Here is a 17,760-nt window from a genome sequence, read left to right as displayed (position 1 = left end):
AAGCGGCCGGGCTGACGATCAGTTTTGTGGCCGCGTTAATGACAGTTGAGGGAAGTGTTTCTATGAGTACAGCCGAGGATAAAACCCCCGTCGATATGATCGTGCATGGCCGTTACGTGGTGACCATGGATGACGCCAAGGGCGTGATCGAAGGTGGGGGCGTTGCGGTCAAGGACGGCGCCATTGTGGCCGTGGGCACAAATGCTGAGATCGCGGGCGCCTACAGCACTGACAATGAAATCGCGGGCGACGACCGTGTCCTGATGCCGGGCCTTGTGAACGGCCACACCCACACGGCCATGACCCTGTTTCGCGGCATGGCCGACGACCTGGAGCTGATGACCTGGCTGACCACCTATATCTTCCCGATGGAGGGCCGCTATGTGGACCCGGAGTTTATCCGCATCGGGTCTGAGTTGGCCTGTTGGGAAATGATCCAGAGCGGCACGACCAGCTTTGTGGATATGTATTTCTACCCCGAAGAAATTGCGGGCGTGGTGGACAAGTGCGGCCTCCGCGCCGTGATCACCGCGCCGATGATCGACTACCCCAGCCCGGGCTTTGAGGGCTGGGACGACAGTTTTGCGGCTGGCGTGAAATTTGTTGAGGACTGGCAGGGCAAGAATGCCCGCATCACGCCGGGCCTTGCGCCGCACGCGCCCTACACGGTGTCGAAAGAGCATCTCGCGGATGTGGCCAAGGTGGCCAGGGAACTGGGCGCCCCCATCTCCATCCATGTTGCCGAAGATAAATCCGAGCTCGACACCATTGAAGGCAAATACCAGCAAACTTCCATTGAAGAACTCGCTGACGTCGGCATGCTGGACGCGCAGGTGATTGCCGCCCATGTGGTGTGGCCGTCAGACAGCGACATGGAACTGGTGGCGGGCAAAAGCTTTGCCGCCATCCATAACCCTACGTCGAACATGAAAACCGGTGCTGGCTTTTCGCCCGTACCCAAACTGCTGGAAGCGGGCGTGACTGTGGGGCTGGCGACAGACGGGGCGGCATCGAACAACAACCTGAATATGTGGGATGAAATCCACCTTGCGGCGCTCATTCACAAGGGTGTGGCGACAGACCCGACGGTCCTGCCAGCCGCGACCGCGCTTGACTTGGCGACCCGCATGGGCGCCAAGGCTGCAGGGCTTGAAGGCGTGACGGGCGCTTTGAAGCCGGGGCTCCGGGCGGACATGATCCAGGTGTCTGTGGACAGCCTTCGCATGCAGCCCCTCTATGACGTGGTGTCGCAGCTTGTGTATGTCGCGGATCAGCAGGATGTGGTGACCACCATTGTCGACGGCAATGTCCTGATGGCTGACGGCAAGGTGCTGACCATTGATGAAGCGGACCTGCGCGCCCGTGTGCTGGAGATATCAGCCCGTATCCGGGCTGATGTGGAGAAGGCCAAGGCGGCTGAATAAGCCGCCTTTCTGGGCTGCGGGGCACGCCGAAATGCATCAAATTTGAGGCATTATTTTACAGGACCTTAAAAACCGTGTGTTATGACAGAAAGACAGTACATCAGGCACATCCAGTATTCATGTAGGCGAGGGCGTTGTGAGCGAGCCAGAATTCAGCTTATTCCTTGTCAAAAAGAGCTTCATCGACAAAGCGGATGATCGGTTCAAGACGATCATGCGGTGGAAAGATGTCGACCTTTTCAGACAACCGCTGAGTTTCCTGTTCCCCGCTGACGCTCACGACAGGGTCGAACGCCTGCTGGACCGCGATGACGTGTCCATTTTCCAGAATGTTGTGTTCCCGCGCGTACCGCTCCGCCTCAAGACCGGTGGCTATATCAATTTCGATATGAAGCTTGTGACCACAGGGGCGGACGAGCGCCAGTTGGACTTCTACAAGCCCGGTCGCGCGGACGAGGAAAATGCGACGCAAACGGCCGAAGCCGCCGCACCTGCCGCCGACATGTACAGTTTCTTCAATTTCGTTGAGGACCTGCTGGCGTCCCCGTTCGAGGATGACCTGGACCTGACGATGGTCAGTATGGATGCGCTGAGGGACGGCAGTGATGCCGGCCTGACGGACGAAGAGAAAGACAGCGCCCGGACAGAATTTGAAGCCAACCTGCAGAAACATGCGGTTGGCGGCAAGGTTGGCAAGCTGGATGAGGCCTCCTACGGCCTTCTGACCGGCACCGGCTTTGACGAGGAAGCCTTTGACCTTGAGATGCAGAATGTGGCAGCGCGGCTGAATATCGCGCCCGAAAAGCTCGCGCTCAAGAAAGCCAATATGGCCATCGATGACCGCGATGTTGCACCTGAGAAACTGCACCAGGCGCTTCACCAGGCGCGCGGCGTGTTCGTGGGTGAGATCGAGGACGAGCACGGTATTGAGAAGCTCACCGGCGTCCTTGATGGGATCGAGCACAACAGGAAGCTCATTCAGGACGCGATCAAGAAATACAAATACCGCACCAGCCCGCGGTCGGTCTCGGATAATGTGGCGTCGGTTTCCATCGCCCTGTTGCAGCAGGGCAAGGTGAACCTTGAAGGCCAGATCAGGCGTCCCGATGAGATCATCGTGCTGGCCGACCACCCGGATATCTCGATCGAACATGACCTGGCGCAGCTCGAGGACCTTATTCGCATGCGGGTCAGGAAGCCCGCAGATGAGCGCGAAAAGCCCGATTATTACGAACTGTGCCGTTCCACCATGATCCAGGAACGCTTCATTGAGGAACTGGAGGCCATGCTGACCCGCCACGGCGAAGAGGCGTCGCGCGTGGGCTTCCGCATCAAGGGCATGCCGCCCGTGCGCCGCGGTGGTTTGCACTGGGACGCGCTCAACCGTCTGGCGGCCAAGGGTCACCCCATCTGGATCGACCGGTTCGGTGACGCGGTGGTGGCGCCCGAAGCGCTCAAATGCCTGATGGGCGGCATGATCGAAATGCCGCCGCCACTGATGAAAAAGCTGGCCGGGCACTTTGACGGCAAGGAAATGATGAGCCAACTGGTCGCCACCTGGCAGGCCATGAATGTCCGCGTTGTATCCGCCGACCTGCCGGACTATGACATGAAGACGCTGGCGCAGGAGCTGGGCATCACCATTGCGGTTGAGGATGCGCCCGAAGCATTGGCCAGCTAATCTGCCGCAGGACTTCCCGAACAATTGATAATGGCTTCACCTCTGTATGGCATCTGGGTGATTTTTTGATTGATTTGCCGTCCGTCAAGTCGCACCTTCCAATCAAAAGATATGCTATTATGCATCAAGAATAAAAAGAGGGGGCAACCGTGGCGGAAGATACCAGCCAGCCACGTCGCATGAACGACGACCTGATCACAGCCCATGTGGGCGAAACCGGCGGCCTGATGCGCGCACTGAATGCGCTGCAGCAGCATGACGGCTATATTGATGCCGCCCTGGTTCCAAAGCTTGCCAAGGCCTTCAATATCACCAAGGCCGAAGTGAAGGGCGTGATCAGCTTTTATGACGATTTCACCAAGGCGCCCAAGGGCAAGCATGTGATCCGGATCTGTCAGGCTGAGGCCTGCCAGGCGGTGGGTAGCCGCGGGCTGACAGCAGCAGCGATTGAAAAACTGGGTATTGGCCTTGGGGAAACAACACCCGATGGCCGCGTGACGGTCGAGGCCGTCTATTGCCTGGGCCTGTGTGCGTCCGGCCCCGCCGCCATGGTGGACGGTCAGCTGAAGGGCCGGGTGAGTGCCCACCTCTTTGATGCTTATGCCGAGGAGGGTGAGGCATGACCAAAATCTATGTCCCGCTTGATAGTTCAGCCGTGGCCATGGGCGCCGATGAGGTGGCAGCCAAAATCGAGGCCATCACCGGCATCGCGCCTGTCCGGAACGGCAGCCGCGGCATGGCGTGGCTGGAGCCGCTGGTGGAAGTGGAAACCCCCGAAGGCCGCGTGGCCTATGGCCCCGTCACGCTGGATGACATTGCAGGCCTGATCAGGGACGGCATGATGGAAGGGCGGGCGCACGCGCTGTGCCACGGGTTGACGGACGAGATACCGTTCCTTGCGAGGCAGGAACGCCTGACCTTCGCGCGCTGCGGCATTACCAACCCGCTGTCGATGGATGAGTATGCCAGCCACGGCGGGCTTGACGGCATCCAGAAAGCCATCGGCATGTCTGCTGAGGAAATCTGCGAAGAGGTCATGACCTCCGGGCTCAGGGGCCGGGGCGGCGCGGCCTTCCCTGCGGGCATCAAATGGAACACGGTGCGCGGTGCTGACGCGGACCAGAAATATATCGTCTGCAACGCGGATGAAGGCGACAGCGGCACTTTCGCCGACCGAATGATCATGGAGGGCGATCCGCTCCTCCTGATCGAGGGCATGGCGATCGCGGGCCTCGGGACCGGCGCGACCAAAGGGTACATTTATCTGCGCTCGGAATACCCGGTTGCGAAGCGGGTCCTGACGGCCGCGATCGACCGTGCCTACTGGAAAGGCTTGCTCGGTAACGATGTGCTTGGCTCGGGCAAGGCTTTCCACCTGGAAGTTTTCATGGGGGCGGGTGCCTATATCTGCGGCGAGGAAACCTCGCTTCTGGAAAGCCTGGAGGGCAAGCGCGGGCAGGTGCGCGCCAAGCCGCCGCTGCCGGCGCTTGAAGGCCTCATGGCCAAGCCGACGCTGGTGCATAATGTGATCAGCCTGTGTGCTGTGCCGACCATCCTGGCCAAGGGTGGAGAGTTCTACCGTGACCATGGGATGGGGCGCTCCACCGGCACCATGCCGTTCCAGATTGCCGGCAATGTGGCGCGGGGCGGGCTGGTTGAAAAAGCCTTCGGTGTGACGCTCGGCGAACTGGTGAACGGTTTCGGCGGCGGTACGCGTTCTGGCCGCCCCATTAAGGCCGCGCAAGTGGGTGGTCCGCTGGGCGCCTATATCCCTTTGGACAAGTTCGACATGCCGATGGACTATGAAACCTTCGCCAAAATTGGCGCAGGGGTGGGCCATGGTGGTATAGTGGTGTTTGACGACACGGCGGACATGGCCGAGCAGGCGAAATATGCCTTCGATTTCTGTGCCCACGAAAGCTGCGGCAAATGCACCCCGTGCCGGATTGGCGCGGTGCGTGGCTCGGAAGAGATGGCGAAGCTGATAGCAGGCGGTGACGCCACAACACACCTGACGCTTATTGAAGACCTGTGCGAGGTGATGGAAGACGGATCGCTATGCGCGATGGGCGGTATGACACCGGTGCCAGTGAAAAGCGCCCTTGACTATTTTCCGGAAGATTTCCTGAAGGGAGAAAAAGGATGACCCTTCTTAAAGAAAAAGATTTTGGTACCCCGGCTGTAAAGTCGGAGGAGACCGTAACACTGGAAGTGGACGGCCAGGCCGTCAGCGTGCCCAAGGGCACCAGCGTGATGCGCGCGGCGGCAGAAGCCGGGATTTCCATTCCCAAACTGTGTGCGACCGATATGGTCAAGCAGTTCGGCAGCTGCCGTCTGTGCCTTGTGGAAATTGATGGCCGCAAGGGCACGCCGTCATCGTGCACGACACATGCCGAAGACGGCATGGTGGTGAAAACCCAGACCGACCGGCTGGCGCGTCTGCGCCGTGGGGTGATGGAGCTTTATATTTCCGACCACCCGCTGGACTGCCTGACGTGCCCGACGAACGGCGACTGTGAGCTGCAGGACATGGCTGGTGCCGTGGGGCTTCGGAATGTGCGCTACGGCTATGAGGGCGAGAACCATCTGGATCTCGAAAAGGATGAAAGTACACCATACTTCACCTATGACCCGTCCAAATGCATTGTCTGCTCGCGCTGCGTTCGGGCGTGCGACGAGGTGCAGGGCACGCTTGCGCTGACCATTGAGGGCCGCGGGTTCGAGAGCCGCGTCGCAACGGGCGCGGAAGACTTCTTCAGTTCGGAATGCGTTTCCTGCGGCGCCTGCGTGCAGGCCTGCCCAACCGCGACGCTGGCGGAAAATGACCTGATCGAACACGGCGTGCCCGACCGCACAGTGATCACCACCTGCGCTTACTGCGGCGTCGGTTGCAGCTTCAAGGCGGAGATCAAGGGCGACCGCGTGGTGCGTATGATCCCTGAAAAAGCCGGCAAGGCCAACCATGGCCACAGTTGCGTCAAAGGCCGTTTCGCCTGGGGCTACGCCACCCACAAGGACCGGGTGACCAAGCCGATGATCCGCGAAGCCATCACCGACGAATGGCAGGAAGTGTCATGGGACGAGGCCATCGCCTTTGCTGCCAAGCGCCTCAAGGGTGTGCAGGAAAAATATGGCCGAAAATCCATTGGCGGGATCACCTCCAGCCGCTGTACCAACGAGGAAGTCTGGCTGGTGCAGAAGATCATCCGGGCGGCTTTCGGTAACAATAACGTGGATACCTGCGCACGGGTGTGCCATTCGCCCACCGGCTACGGCCTGAAGCAAACCTTCGGCACGAGCGCGGGCACACAGAATTTCGATTCTGTCGAAAAGGCCGACGTGATCATGGTGATTGGCTCCAACCCGACCGACGCCCACCCTGTGTTCGGCAGCCAGATGAAGCGCCGCCTCAGGGAAGGCGCCAAGCTGATCGTACTGGACCCACGCAAGATTGACCTTGTCGAGACCCCGCATGTGAAGGCGGACTATCACCTGCCGCTGCAGCCGGGCACCAATGTGGCGGTGATCAACGCGCTGTCGCATGTGATCGTATCCGAAGGCCTGCATGACGAAGCCTTCGTGCGCGAGCGCTGCGAAATGGATGCGTTCGAGGAATGGAAAGCCTTCATCCTCGACCCCGTCAACTCGCCAGAGGAAGTGGCCAAGGTAGCGGGCGTGAGCGCTGATGATATCCGCGCCGCGGCGCGGCTCTATGCCACCGGCGGCAACGGGGCCATCTATTACGGCCTCGGCGTAACCGAACACAGCCAAGGGTCCACGATGGTGATGGGCATGGCCAACCTGGCGATGGCCACGGGCAACATCGGCCGTGAAGGCGTGGGCGTGAACCCGATGCGCGGGCAGAACAACGTGCAGGGCTCGTGCGATATGGGCTCTTTCCCGCATGAGCTGGCGGGCTACCGCCCGGTGAGCGACGATGCGGTCCGGAAAACATTCGAAGACCATTGGGGCGTCAGCCTGGATGGTGAACCGGGGCTTCGTATCCCGGGCATGTTCGATGAAGCCTGCGCTGGCACCTACAAGGGCATGTATATCCAGGGCGAGGATGTCGCGCAAAGTGATCCAAACATCCTCCATGTGGAAGCGGCGCTCAGGAATATGGAATGCGTGGTGGTGCAGGACCTGTTCCTGAATGAGACCGCCCGCTTTGCCCATGTGTTCCTGCCCGGCACCAGCTTCCTGGAGAAAGACGGCACCTTCATCAACGCCGAGCGCCGCATCGGCCGTGTGCGCAAGGTGATGAAGCCGCAAACCGGCATTGAGGAATGGAAAGTGACAGCCATGCTGTCGGAAGCCATGGGCTACCCGATGCCGTATGAGAGCGCTGCTGAAATCATGGACGAGATCGCGGCGTTGACCCCCACCTTTGCGGGCGTGTCGTTTGACAGGCTTGACCGCGACGGCAGCCTGCAGTGGCCAGTGAATGATGATGCCCCTGACGGTACGCCGATCATGCATGTGGACGGCTTCGTGCGCGGCAAGGGCTTGTTCGTGGTGACGGAATATGTGCCGACGGAAGAAAAGACCAACCGGAAATTCCCGTTGATCCTGACAACCGGTCGTATCCTCAGCCAGTATAATGTGGGCGCGCAAACCCGCCGCACGGCCAATAATATATGGATGGAAGAAGACGTACTGGAAATCCATGCCTCCGACGCCGAGATGCGCGGTATCCAGACCGGCGACTGGGTGTCTGTGAAGTCAAGGAAGGGCGAGACGACACTGCGGGCTGAAATTTCCGACCGCATGGCGCCGGGCGTGGTTTATACCACCTTCCACCACCCGGAAAGCGGCACCAATGTGGTGACCACTGAGCTTTCCGACTGGGCCACCAGCTGCCCCGAATATAAGGTGACAGCGGTGGATGTTGGGCTGGCAAACCACAAGTCCACATGGCAGGAACAGTATGCGGCAGAAACGCCCACCATGCGGCGGGTCAAAGCCCCTGCCGCCGCGGAGTAAACTGTGGCGCCGAAGGATGTCAGAATGCCCAAGTGGGACGCAGACGTAACTGTGACCGGCAGGCGCGGCAGCGCACATGTCAGATGGCATGTGCCGGAAGAAGCGCCGGTGGCGCTTGTCTACGGCGGGCTCAATCACGCTGTGATGCTGGCGTCCCCCGGGGACCTTCAGGACTTCGCGCTGGGGTTCAGTGTGACCGAAGGCATTGTGAAGCGCCCGGATGACATCCGGAATATTGAGGTGTTTGAGAAAGATCAGGGCATTGACCTGATGATCACGCTCAAAGACGCACCGTTTGAGCGCTTCAAGCTGAAGCATAGCCGCCGGACGATGACAGGGCGCACAGGTTGCGGCCTGTGCGGCATCGACAGCATGGAAGAACTGTTCCAGACCGTGCGGCCCGTTGCAGAGATGCCGGCGGCGCTTGATGAAGCCGTTGTACGCAAGGCCGTTTGTGCCTTCGATGGCTTGCAACCGCTCAAAAAGCTGAACAGGTCCGTGCATGGTGCTGCGTGGGTGACCTTGGCTGGGGATATTACGCTCGTGCGCGAGGATGTCGGGCGGCATAATGCGCTCGACAAGCTTTTAGGCGCCCTGATGCGGGACGGCACAGACATGACATCCGGCTTTGTCCTGGTGTCCAGCCGCGCGTCCTATGAGATGGCGCAGAAATGTGTGGCGGTGGGTGCACCCGCGCTTGTGTGCCTGTCAGCGCCCACGGCTTTCGCTATCCGGCTGGCGCAAGAGGCCAGGCTCACGCTCGCCAACTGGTCCACTGATGGCCTTGTCAGCTTCTAGCCTTTCGGTTTCAGCAGCAGCTCGTCAAGCGGGCGCCGCTTGGGCGCGAAACTGTTGACCTTATGGTCCGCCTTGTAGCCAACCGAGACGCCGCAGATCAGCTTGTAGTTTTCCGGGATATCGAAGCGGGCTTTCACAGGCCCGGCCCAGGTGGCGAGCGCCGCCTGCATGCAGGTGCCAAGGCCACGTTCTTCGGCCGCCAGCGCCAGCGACTGCAGGAAAATGCCGGTATCCAGGGCCGAGTAGGCCCCAAGGCTGCTTTCACAGAAAACAAACAGAGCCGTGGGCGCGTCGAAAAAGCTGAAGTTGCGGGCCATCTGGGCGTGGCGCGCTGCCTTGTCGCCGCGTTCGATCCCCAGTGTGCCATACAGGCCGTGGCCCGTATCGCGGTAGCGCGCGCCCAACTCGGGCGGGTATTTCATGATGGTGTTAAAGTCGCCGTCCGGTTTGACGCCGCCTTTCATCAAGGCGCCGAATTTGGCGAACAGGCCGGCGCGCTGGACCTTGGCGGCGGTGTTGAAACGGGCGGTCAGTTCAGCCCCGATTTCTTTCGCCACTTCGCCAGAGGCCACGGCAACCCGGTAAGGCTGCACATTGCCCCAGGAAGGGGCGAGAAGGGCGGTTTCAAGAACATCGGTCAGGAGGTCTTCCGGTACCGGGTCCGGCTTGAATGCGCGAATGCTGCGCCTGTTCGCTAGTGCCTCTGTGACGGCCCCGGTTTGAGTCATTGCTGCGTCCTCCCATTATTTCTGCGTGCATATCACCATATTGGCTGTGCGTAACACACGACAAGGATTGTGGCCCCACGAATATGAATTTCTGCTATTCGGCGGACTTCAACCCCGGCATACCGTGGATTTTGATCTCTGGCGTTTTCATGCCGTAGAGGTCAAGGTCCCGGCCCGCGCGCATCATTTGGTCGCGGAACCAGCTGTGGGCCGGGTGGTTCGTCAGCCGTTTGTGCCACACCAAAACACCACCGATCATGTGGCCCGGGGGCGCGATAGGGCTTGGCACAACATGCAGATCAAAGAACTGGTTACATTTGTTGGCGATCCGGCTGGGGACGGTGACGATCATGTCGGTTGTAGCCACCAGCATGGGGGCAGGGCCGAAATTGTTGATCATCATGACGATCCGGCGCTTGAGGCCCATTTCCTCGAGTTGGTCGTCGACGAAACCGTGTGCGTCCCCCCGCGGGGACACCAGCACGTGGCGGGCAGCCGCATATTCTTCAACCGGGATGGCGTCCTTGTAGCGCGCCAGCGGGTGGTTCTTGCTCATCATGCAGACAAAATGGTCGCTGGATACATTCAGGCGTGCGAACCGGTCGGGCACATCGCCAAGGGGCATCAGGCCATAGTCCGCGTCCTGATGGTCAAGCCGTTCGAACAGGCGGCCCTCAATCGGGATGGTGTGGACATTGATACCCGGTGCTTCGTTGGTGATGTATTCGGCGACATAGGGCAGCAGCATCATGGCCACATAATCTGTTGTGGCGATGGTGAAGGTGCGCTCGGCCTTCGCCGGGTCAAACGCCACCGGGTTCAGGGCTTCTTCAATTTCACCAAGCGCCCGCCTGACCGGCAGTTCCAGTTCCAGCGCGCGCGCTGTCGGGCGCATGCCGTCTGTGCCGCGTACGAACAGGTCATCCCGCATCACATGCCGAAGCCGGTTGAGCGCGTTCGACACTGCTGGCTGCGACATGCCAATCTTCTGTCCCGCCTTGGTTGCGTTTCGTGTGCTCATCACCGCGTCAAACACGAGAAGCAGATTCAGGTCGATTCCAGCCAAATTCACCATATGAATATCCAAATTTCGAAATATCAATTTCCATAATATATGGGGCCTTCCCATATAGGCGCAAGGGTCGAACGTGGAGGGCGACACCCCGGGCATCGATTGCTGACAGAATTTGTCAGGGATGCGCGGGTAAGTTGCCCCCGAACCAAACGGGGGTCCCAACCGTTTGATCCATAAGGAAGGCGAGGAGACGCAAAATGCCTAAGACCATGACAGCAATGGACGAGTTTGCCGTCCGGCTGGCCAAATTTGTGATTGGCCACCGGTGGCTCGTTATTTTTGCGACACTTTTGACAACTGCGGCCGTGACCTACGGTGCGCAGTTCTTACAAATGTCGAACAACTATCGTGACTTTTTCTCTGAATCGAACCCTGAGTTGCAGGCGTTTGAGGAGTTCCAGGGAACCTACACCAAAAACGATAATTTCTTTTTCACCATCGTTCCCGAAGAAGGGGATGTGTTTACAGCTGAAACGCTGGCGCTGGTGGAAGAGCTGACCACCGAGGCCTGGCAGATCCCCTTCAGCCTGCGTGTCGACAGTGTGACCAACTTCCAGCACACCTGGGCCGATGAAGACGACCTGATCGTTGAAGACCTGGTCAAGGGCGCGGAAAGCCTGACGGCTGAGGAACTGGCGGAAAAGAGCCAGGTGGCCATCACCGAACCGCTCCTGAGGGACCAGCTTGTGGCCCGCGATGGCCGTGCGATTGCTGTCAATGTGGTGCTGCAGTATCCACAGGTTGACCCGTTCGAGGTGCCGCAGGCGGTTGAATATGCCCGCAATCTGCGCGCTGACCTGCTGCAGAAATACCCAGGCCATAAAATCTACATGACTGGTGTCTCCATGCTGAATATGGCGTTCCAGGAAGCCGGCATGAAAGATGTCATGACCATGATTCCTCTGATGTATGGGCTGCTGCTTCTGCTGATGGCGGTAACGGTTCGGTCGATCGCGGGCACCCTTGTGACACTTCTGATGATCGCTTTTGCCTCCATGATTGGTATGGGCGCGGCCGGTTTCTACGGCGTGGCCCTGACGCCCATTGCGCTGTCGGCGCCGACGATCATTCTGACGCTGGCGATTGCCGATGCGGTCCATATCCTGATTACCATGCGCAACAGCATGAAGGCGGGCATGACCAAGCGGGACGCGCTGATTGAAGCGGTTCGGGTGAATTTCCTGGCGGTGATGATCACGTCGCTGACGACAGCCATCGGCTTCCTGGCGCTGAACTTCGGTGACGCCCCGCCATTCTGGCACCTGGGCAACATCTCGGCTGTCGGCATCGTGGCGGCCTGGGCTATGTCCGTCACCTTCCTGCCGGCCATGATGAGCCTCCTGCCGGTGCGGGCACCGAAGCTGGCGGTGGCAAATGAAAACAATTTCTTTGCACGCCTGGCGGATTTCGTGGTGGCCCACAACAAGAAGCTGTTCTACGGCATTGGCGCGTTTGCCATTGTGCTGATTTCGGCGGTGCCGCAGATTGAATTCAACGACCAGTGGACCGAATATTTCGACGAGAGCATCGAATTCCGCCGCGACAGCGATGCCTCAACCGAATATTTCGGCTTCTACCCGATCGAGTTTTCGGTTCTGGCAAAGGGGGAGGGCGGCGTATCCGAGCCTGAGTTCCTGCAGAAACTGGACGAGTTCACCCAGTTCCTGCGCCAGCAGCCGAATGTGACCCACGTTTATTCGCTGACGGACATCATGAAGCGGCTGAACCGCAACATGCACGCCGATGAGGCCAGTTGGTACAAGCTGCCCGATGACCGTGAGCTATCGGCCCAGTATCTGCTTCTGTATGAACTGTCGCTGCCTTACGGCCTTGACCTGAATGACCGGGTGAATATCGACAAGTCCGCAACCCGGGTAACGGCAACGCTGACCAACACCTCAACCCTTGAAACCAAGGCGTTCCTGGATGCGGCCCGTGGCTGGATCACGGAGAATGCACCGGAATACATGCAGGCAACAGTACCGACCAGCGCGCAGGTGATGTTCACCTATGTGGCGGAACGCAATGTGGAAAGCATGATTGCGGGCAACATCATCGCCATCGTTGCCATCGGCATCGTTATGATGTTCGCGCTGAAATCCGCCCGCCTTGGGGCGCTTTCCATGGTGCCGAACGGCCTGCCGATTGTGGTTGCCTTCGGGGCCTGGGCGCTGATGGTTGGAACCGTGGGCTTCTCGGTTGCGGCGGTGGCGAGCGTGTCGCTCGGCATTGTGGTGGACGACACGGTCCACTTCCTGGCCAAATATGTCCGGGGTATCCGCGAGAAGGGCTATGACCGCGCGGGCGCCATCAAATATGCCTTCGAGACCGTGGGCACGGCGCTGGTGGTCAATACCGTGATCCTGGTGATCGGGTTCGCGTACCTTGCCACCTCCCACTTCAAAATGAATGCAGACATGGGCCTGTTGACGGCGCTGGCGATCACATTCGCCTTGGTGTTCGACTTCCTGTTCCTGCCAGCACTGATGCTGCGCGGGTCAGGCAAGCTCATTTCTGGACAAAAAGATGATAGCGAAGGAGTAAAACAAAATGTTCAAACGCAACCTGCAGAATAAACTGGCCGCCGCGCTGGCGGTGGTCACGCTGGGCTTTTCCCTCATTGCGCCGGTCAAGGCTGATGAGGCGGCAGACAAGGGCTATGAGATCGCGGCCCGGTCTGACCGGTCTGACCTGGGCTTCACCAGTTCCGAAGTGACCGCAGTGATGACACTGACCAATTCGGCCGGCAATACATCAACCCGCGAGATGTATTTCAAGACGCTGGAGAAGGAAAACGAAGAGGTGGGCGACAAGTCGCTCACCGTTTTCGAGACCCCGCGTGACGTGCAGGGTACGGCGCTCCTCAGCCACGCCAAGATCCTGGAAGCGGATGACCAGTGGCTTTATCTGCCGGCGCTGAAGCGCGTGAAGCGCATCAGCTCGACCAACAAGTCCGGCCCGTTTGTGGGGTCCGAGTTCGCGTTCGAGGATTTCACTTCAACCGAGCTCAACAAATATGACTATAAATTCATCGGCGAAGACGAATTCGACGGCATGAAAGTGGATGTGGTTGAGCGCTTCCCGCGCTATGAGAACTCCGGCTATGTGCGCCAGATCGCCTTGGTTGACCAGGACGTCTATCAGGTGCGCAAGATCGATTTCTATGACCGCAAGAACAGCCTGCTCAAGACCCTGACCTTGAAGGATTACCGCGAGTATGAAGGCGGTGTGTGGCGCGCGCACGCGCTTGAGATGGTCAATCACCAGACTGGCAAATCTACCACGCTGACCTACGGCGACTACAGCTTCAAAACCGGCCTGCATGACAATGACTTTGTCAAAGGCGTGCTGAAGCGCATTCGCTAGGGGCCGGTGATGACGAATTCTGTCCTGAGTAAAACCCCGATTGTGGCGGCGCTTCTGGCCCTAAGCTCCCCAGCTGCCACAGCCGGGGAATGGGATGTGTCCGGCTCCGTTGGCACTGAGTTACGTACATTTTTCGAAAAGGGTACGCAGCCCCGCCAGCTGGACACCTTCCAGCCTTCCCTCCTGCTCGAGGGAGACGTGCGCTGGCAGTCTGATAACCGCCAGTGGGATGTGGTTCTGGTGCCATATGCCCGACTGGACGGGAAAGACGGCCAGCGCACGCATGCAGATATGCGCGAAGCCTACGTGCGTTGGACCGGCGACGAATGGGCTGTGCGCGCGGGCCTTACCAAGGTCTTTTGGGGCGTCACGGAAAGCCGCCATCTGGTGGATATCATCAACCAGTCTGACAGCGTTGAGGACATCGACGACGAAGACAAGCTGGGCCAGCCGATGGTGGAAGTATCCACCATTCGCGATTGGGGGCAGCTCACAGCCTATGTGATGCCGCGTTTCCGCAAGCGCACGTTCGCGGGCGCGGACGGCAGGCTGCGGGCCCCTTTGCTGGTCGAGAATGACATGGCCAGGTCTGACGAAGGCCGGGATGATGACGAGGATGTGGATTTCGCCCTCCGCTACAGCCACTATTTCGGTGACTGGGATGTGGGCCTGTCCTTCTTCCGAGGGGCCGACCGCGAACCACGGTTGGTGTTTGATGAGGCGCGTGGCCTTTTCGCCCCCTTTTATGATGACATCACCCAAGTGGGCGTGGACCTGCAATACACCAAAGAAGCGTGGCTGTGGAAGTTTGAGGGCATCGTGCGCGACACGCCGTTCCAGACCTTCGCAGCAACTGTGGGCGGGGTGGAATATACCTTCTACGGCATCACAGACGCGGGCGCAGACCTCGGTGTGCTGGTGGAATTCCAGTATGACGGACGGTCATCAGACCCGCTTGTGGCGCCGCAGACCATCGCAGACAATGACATCTTCATTGGCACGCGCCTCGCGCTCAATGACGCGGAAGACACGGATTTCCTTGGCGGCATTGTCGTGGATGTGGAAGACGGCTCCATGTCGGGGCTGGTGGAAAGCTCCCGCCGGTTTGGCGCCAATTGGGTTGGCGAAATCGAAGGCCGCTTTTTCATCAATGCAGATGCGGACAACCTGCTGTACGGCTTCCGGCGCGACAGCCACGTGATGCTCAGGCTCACACGGTATTTTTAGGAAACTATCAGGGTAATTTCTCGCTTACCCAGTGACTGGAGCGGACGGGGCAGCAGCCCCGCCGCTTCTTTTTTGTCTATTTGAGCAGGTTCGAGACTTCATGCTGGAGCCCGTTGGCTACTTCGGTCAGGCGATCTGCTGATGCCTGCACTGCGTGCGCCACGTCTGCGGCTTTCTGCGAAGCCTGCTGCACTTCGTCCATGCTGTCAGACACTTCCTTGGTGCGCTGGGCGGCCTGATCGACACTGCGGGAAATTTCCTGTGTTGCAGCACCCTGCTGGTTGGTCGAACCGTCGATTTCCGTTGCGATGGCTGTCACTTCGCGGATGATTTCGGAAATCTCCGTGATGGATTCCACCATGCGGCGCGACTGTTCCTGAATGGATTCAACCTGATGCGAAATATCCTCAGTTGCCTTGGCGGTCTGGGTTGCAAGGCTTTTTACCTCGCTGGCCACAACGGCAAAGCCTTTGCCGGCTTCGCCGGCCCGCGCGGCCTCAATGGTGGCATTGAGCGCCAGAAGGTTGGTCTGGTCGGCAATGTCGTTGATCAGCTTTACCACGTCTGAAATTTTGCCGGATGCTTCTGAAAGCTCCTGACCCACGGTATTCGCCTGATCGGCCTTCTCGCTGGCATTGCCGGAAATGCGGCTGGCGTGGGCAACCTGGTCGGCGATCTGGGAAATTGAATTTGCCAGTTCCTCGGTTGCGGCGGCCACGGCCTGCACATTATCTGTCGCCTGGCCAGACGCGTCCGCCACCTTGGATGAAATGCCTATATTCTGTTCGGCAATAGAGGCCATCATGCTGGCCTGATCGGCAAGCGATGCGGTCTCGGCTGCAACTTCACCTGATGACTGGCTCACCATCGCTTCAACTTGCGCCTGGGCCGTGACGATAGCCCATGTGGCCATAGGGCCGATGTAGCCGCCGTGGTCGTCGGTGATAGCATGAATGCTGAGCCCGATTGTTTCCGGGCCAAGTTCGAATTTCGTCTTGAAGGGCAGCTTCTTCGGGTCAACCAAAAGGCCTGGTTGTTGCTGCAGTTCCTGGCAGAAAACGCTTAAATTCTGCCCGACCATGGCGTCTGCCGACACTGAAAGATGTTGTGCGAGGCCGGCCAGTGCTGCCTTGCTGCTGTCATTCATATAGACAATAGCGCCGGTTTGAGGGTCGCACATCATGGCGTTGATCGGCATCTTGTCGACCATCTGGGTCAGCCTGCCGGCTTCCGCCTTGAAGGTTTCGCGTTCTGTCACCCGGGTCCAGGACAGGATCGTGCGCTCATGGCTGCCGTTCTTGTCGCGCAGGATGTTGAAGCGCAGTTCAAGAAACTCGCTGCCAAGCGGCAGTACCCGGTTGAAGGGCAGGGCGGCCGGATCGCCCACCATGGCCTCAAAGTCTTCGCCCCCATCGGAGAAGATATTGATCGATGCCCCCTCAAGCGCGTCCGGGGTGACGGGAAAACTTTCTCCCATCAGCTCCACCGTGTGGCGGCTTGTTGCGTTGGCATAGGTGATCTGGCCGGTCGACGGCTTGCAAAGAATGATATTGTTCGGCAGCGATTCAAGGACATCCGCTTCTGTGAGCGTGGTCGCATTCTCAGCTGCGGCGGATGCGGTCTCCGTCCTTGTTGGCTGTTTTTCCTGTTCCTTCTGGAAAAAACTTAACATGAAAATCCCTCATTTCCCCAATGGTCCCGGCGTGTCGCCGCAACCCGTATCCCATTCTGGTACACCAGTGCCTCTACTTTGCGCAGGATACCTTAAAGCTTGGTTAAGTGTAATGCCAAGCACAGCTGAACCGGCCTTAGAAAAGAGTCAAAAAAAATTCCCAACTTCTGTAAGCTAAGCGTCCTTCATGTAAGGAGACATGTATGGCGTCGCCAGAGAAGCGGAAGAACGAGCAGCTGAAGGCTGAAGGGCAGGCCCCTTCGGACGATGCTCGTGCGCTCTCGCAGGACGACATCAAAGCGCTTTTCAAAAACCATAATGAAGAGCTGGTACGCTACCTGACAAGCCGGCTGAAGTCGCACGAAGAAGCGGTGGAAGTGGCACAGGAGGCATATGTTCGCCTGCTTCGGTTGGACGATACCAGCACCATTGGTTTCCTGCGGGCTTTCCTGTTCCGCACGGCAACCAATATCGCGATTGACCGGATCCGCCGCAAGGGGCTGGCCCAGTCGTATGTGGATCAGGAAGCGCCGCAACAGGTGAACGAGATGTTCGGGTTCACGCCGGAACGCTCCATCGCCGCCAAACAGGCCCTGAGCCGGGTTCTGGAATGTGTGTCCACGCTGCCGCCCAAATGTCGGCACGCGTTTGTGGAGTATAAGTTCAAGAACCGCAGCTACGATGACATTGCCCAGGAAATGGGCCTGACGTCGAGCATGATTAGAAAATATGTGTTACGCGCCCTCGTGCATTGCTCAGATAAAATGAGCGACGAGCTGGATGCGTGGAGTCTTTGAGTTGAGGAT

The 17,760-nt window shown here is 59.0% G+C and carries 13 protein-coding genes; 10 read left to right on the top strand and 3 right to left on the bottom strand.

The features are described 5' to 3' along the window. Positions 1–62 precede the first annotated feature (62 nt). The 6 genes from B3Z17_RS15610 (at position 63) to fdhD (ending at position 8,886) form a co-directional block, all read left to right on the top strand. Positions 63–1,424: an amidohydrolase family protein gene (locus tag B3Z17_RS15610; protein ID WP_286830726.1), complete on the top strand. Its 1,362-nt coding sequence runs from the start codon at positions 63–65 to the stop codon at positions 1,422–1,424. A gap of 136 nt (positions 1,425–1,560) precedes the next feature. Then, positions 1,561–3,105 (top strand): EAL domain-containing protein, encoded by a 1,545-nt coding sequence (locus tag B3Z17_RS15605; RefSeq protein WP_286830725.1) that lies wholly within the window; start codon positions 1,561–1,563, stop codon positions 3,103–3,105. A gap of 149 nt (positions 3,106–3,254) precedes the next feature. After that, on the top strand, positions 3,255–3,728 hold the full coding sequence (locus B3Z17_RS15600) for an NAD(P)H-dependent oxidoreductase subunit E (protein ID WP_286830724.1): 474 nt from the start codon (positions 3,255–3,257) through the stop codon (positions 3,726–3,728). Beyond that, a complete protein-coding gene (locus B3Z17_RS15595; RefSeq protein ID WP_286830723.1) occupies positions 3,725–5,251 on the top strand; it encodes a formate dehydrogenase beta subunit in 1,527 nt (508 codons plus the stop codon). The genes B3Z17_RS15600 and B3Z17_RS15595 overlap by 4 nt, the downstream gene beginning before the upstream one ends. After that, positions 5,248–8,088, top strand: a complete 2,841-nt coding sequence (fdhF, locus tag B3Z17_RS15590; RefSeq protein WP_286830722.1) for a formate dehydrogenase subunit alpha — start codon at positions 5,248–5,250, stop codon at positions 8,086–8,088. Before B3Z17_RS15595 ends, fdhF begins: the two co-directional genes overlap by 4 nt. A gap of 24 nt (positions 8,089–8,112) precedes the next feature. Continuing rightward, positions 8,113–8,886, top strand: a complete 774-nt coding sequence (gene fdhD, locus B3Z17_RS15585; protein ID WP_286830721.1) for a formate dehydrogenase accessory sulfurtransferase FdhD — start codon at positions 8,113–8,115, stop codon at positions 8,884–8,886. On the opposite strand, the gene B3Z17_RS15580 is transcribed toward fdhD, so the two are convergent. After that, positions 8,883–9,614, bottom strand: coding sequence for a nitroreductase (locus B3Z17_RS15580; protein ID WP_068307617.1), 732 nt, complete (start codon positions 9,612–9,614; stop codon positions 8,883–8,885). The genes fdhD and B3Z17_RS15580 overlap by 4 nt on opposite strands. 94 nt (positions 9,615–9,708) lie before the next feature. After that, entirely contained in the window at positions 9,709–10,689 is a 981-nt protein-coding gene (locus B3Z17_RS15575) for a LysR family transcriptional regulator (protein ID WP_286830720.1), read from the bottom strand. Between the two features lie 197 nt (positions 10,690–10,886). Here B3Z17_RS15575 and B3Z17_RS15570 point away from each other — a divergent pair, with 197 nt between their 5' ends. Genes B3Z17_RS15570 through B3Z17_RS15560 form a run of 3 tightly spaced genes read left to right on the top strand, consistent with a single transcriptional unit; the run spans position 10,887 to position 15,282 of the window. Next, positions 10,887–13,265 (top strand): efflux RND transporter permease subunit, encoded by a 2,379-nt coding sequence (locus B3Z17_RS15570; protein WP_286830719.1) that lies wholly within the window; start codon positions 10,887–10,889, stop codon positions 13,263–13,265. Beyond that, a complete protein-coding gene (locus B3Z17_RS15565; protein ID WP_286830718.1) occupies positions 13,240–14,055 on the top strand; it encodes an outer membrane lipoprotein-sorting protein in 816 nt (271 codons plus the stop codon). The genes B3Z17_RS15570 and B3Z17_RS15565 overlap by 26 nt, the downstream gene beginning before the upstream one ends. 9 nt (positions 14,056–14,064) lie before the next feature. After that, a complete protein-coding gene (locus B3Z17_RS15560) occupies positions 14,065–15,282 on the top strand; it encodes a porin (RefSeq protein WP_286830717.1) in 1,218 nt (405 codons plus the stop codon). 76 nt (positions 15,283–15,358) lie between these two features. On the opposite strand, the gene B3Z17_RS15555 is transcribed toward B3Z17_RS15560, so the two are convergent. Then, complete coding sequence (locus B3Z17_RS15555; protein WP_286830716.1) at positions 15,359–16,954, bottom strand: methyl-accepting chemotaxis protein; 1,596 nt, start codon at positions 16,952–16,954, stop codon at positions 15,359–15,361. 203 nt (positions 16,955–17,157) lie between these two features. Between B3Z17_RS15555 and B3Z17_RS15550 the strand changes: the two genes are divergently transcribed. After that, positions 17,158–17,751, top strand: coding sequence for an RNA polymerase sigma factor (locus B3Z17_RS15550; protein WP_068307608.1), 594 nt, complete (start codon positions 17,158–17,160; stop codon positions 17,749–17,751). Positions 17,752–17,760: the final 9 nt, after the last annotated feature.

The sequence above is a fragment of the Kordiimonas sp. UBA4487 genome (assembly GCF_002389025.1).
Classification (GTDB): Bacteria; Pseudomonadota; Alphaproteobacteria; order Sphingomonadales; family Kordiimonadaceae; genus Kordiimonas; species Kordiimonas lacus.
This window is presented reverse-complemented; position numbering and strand designations above follow the sequence as displayed.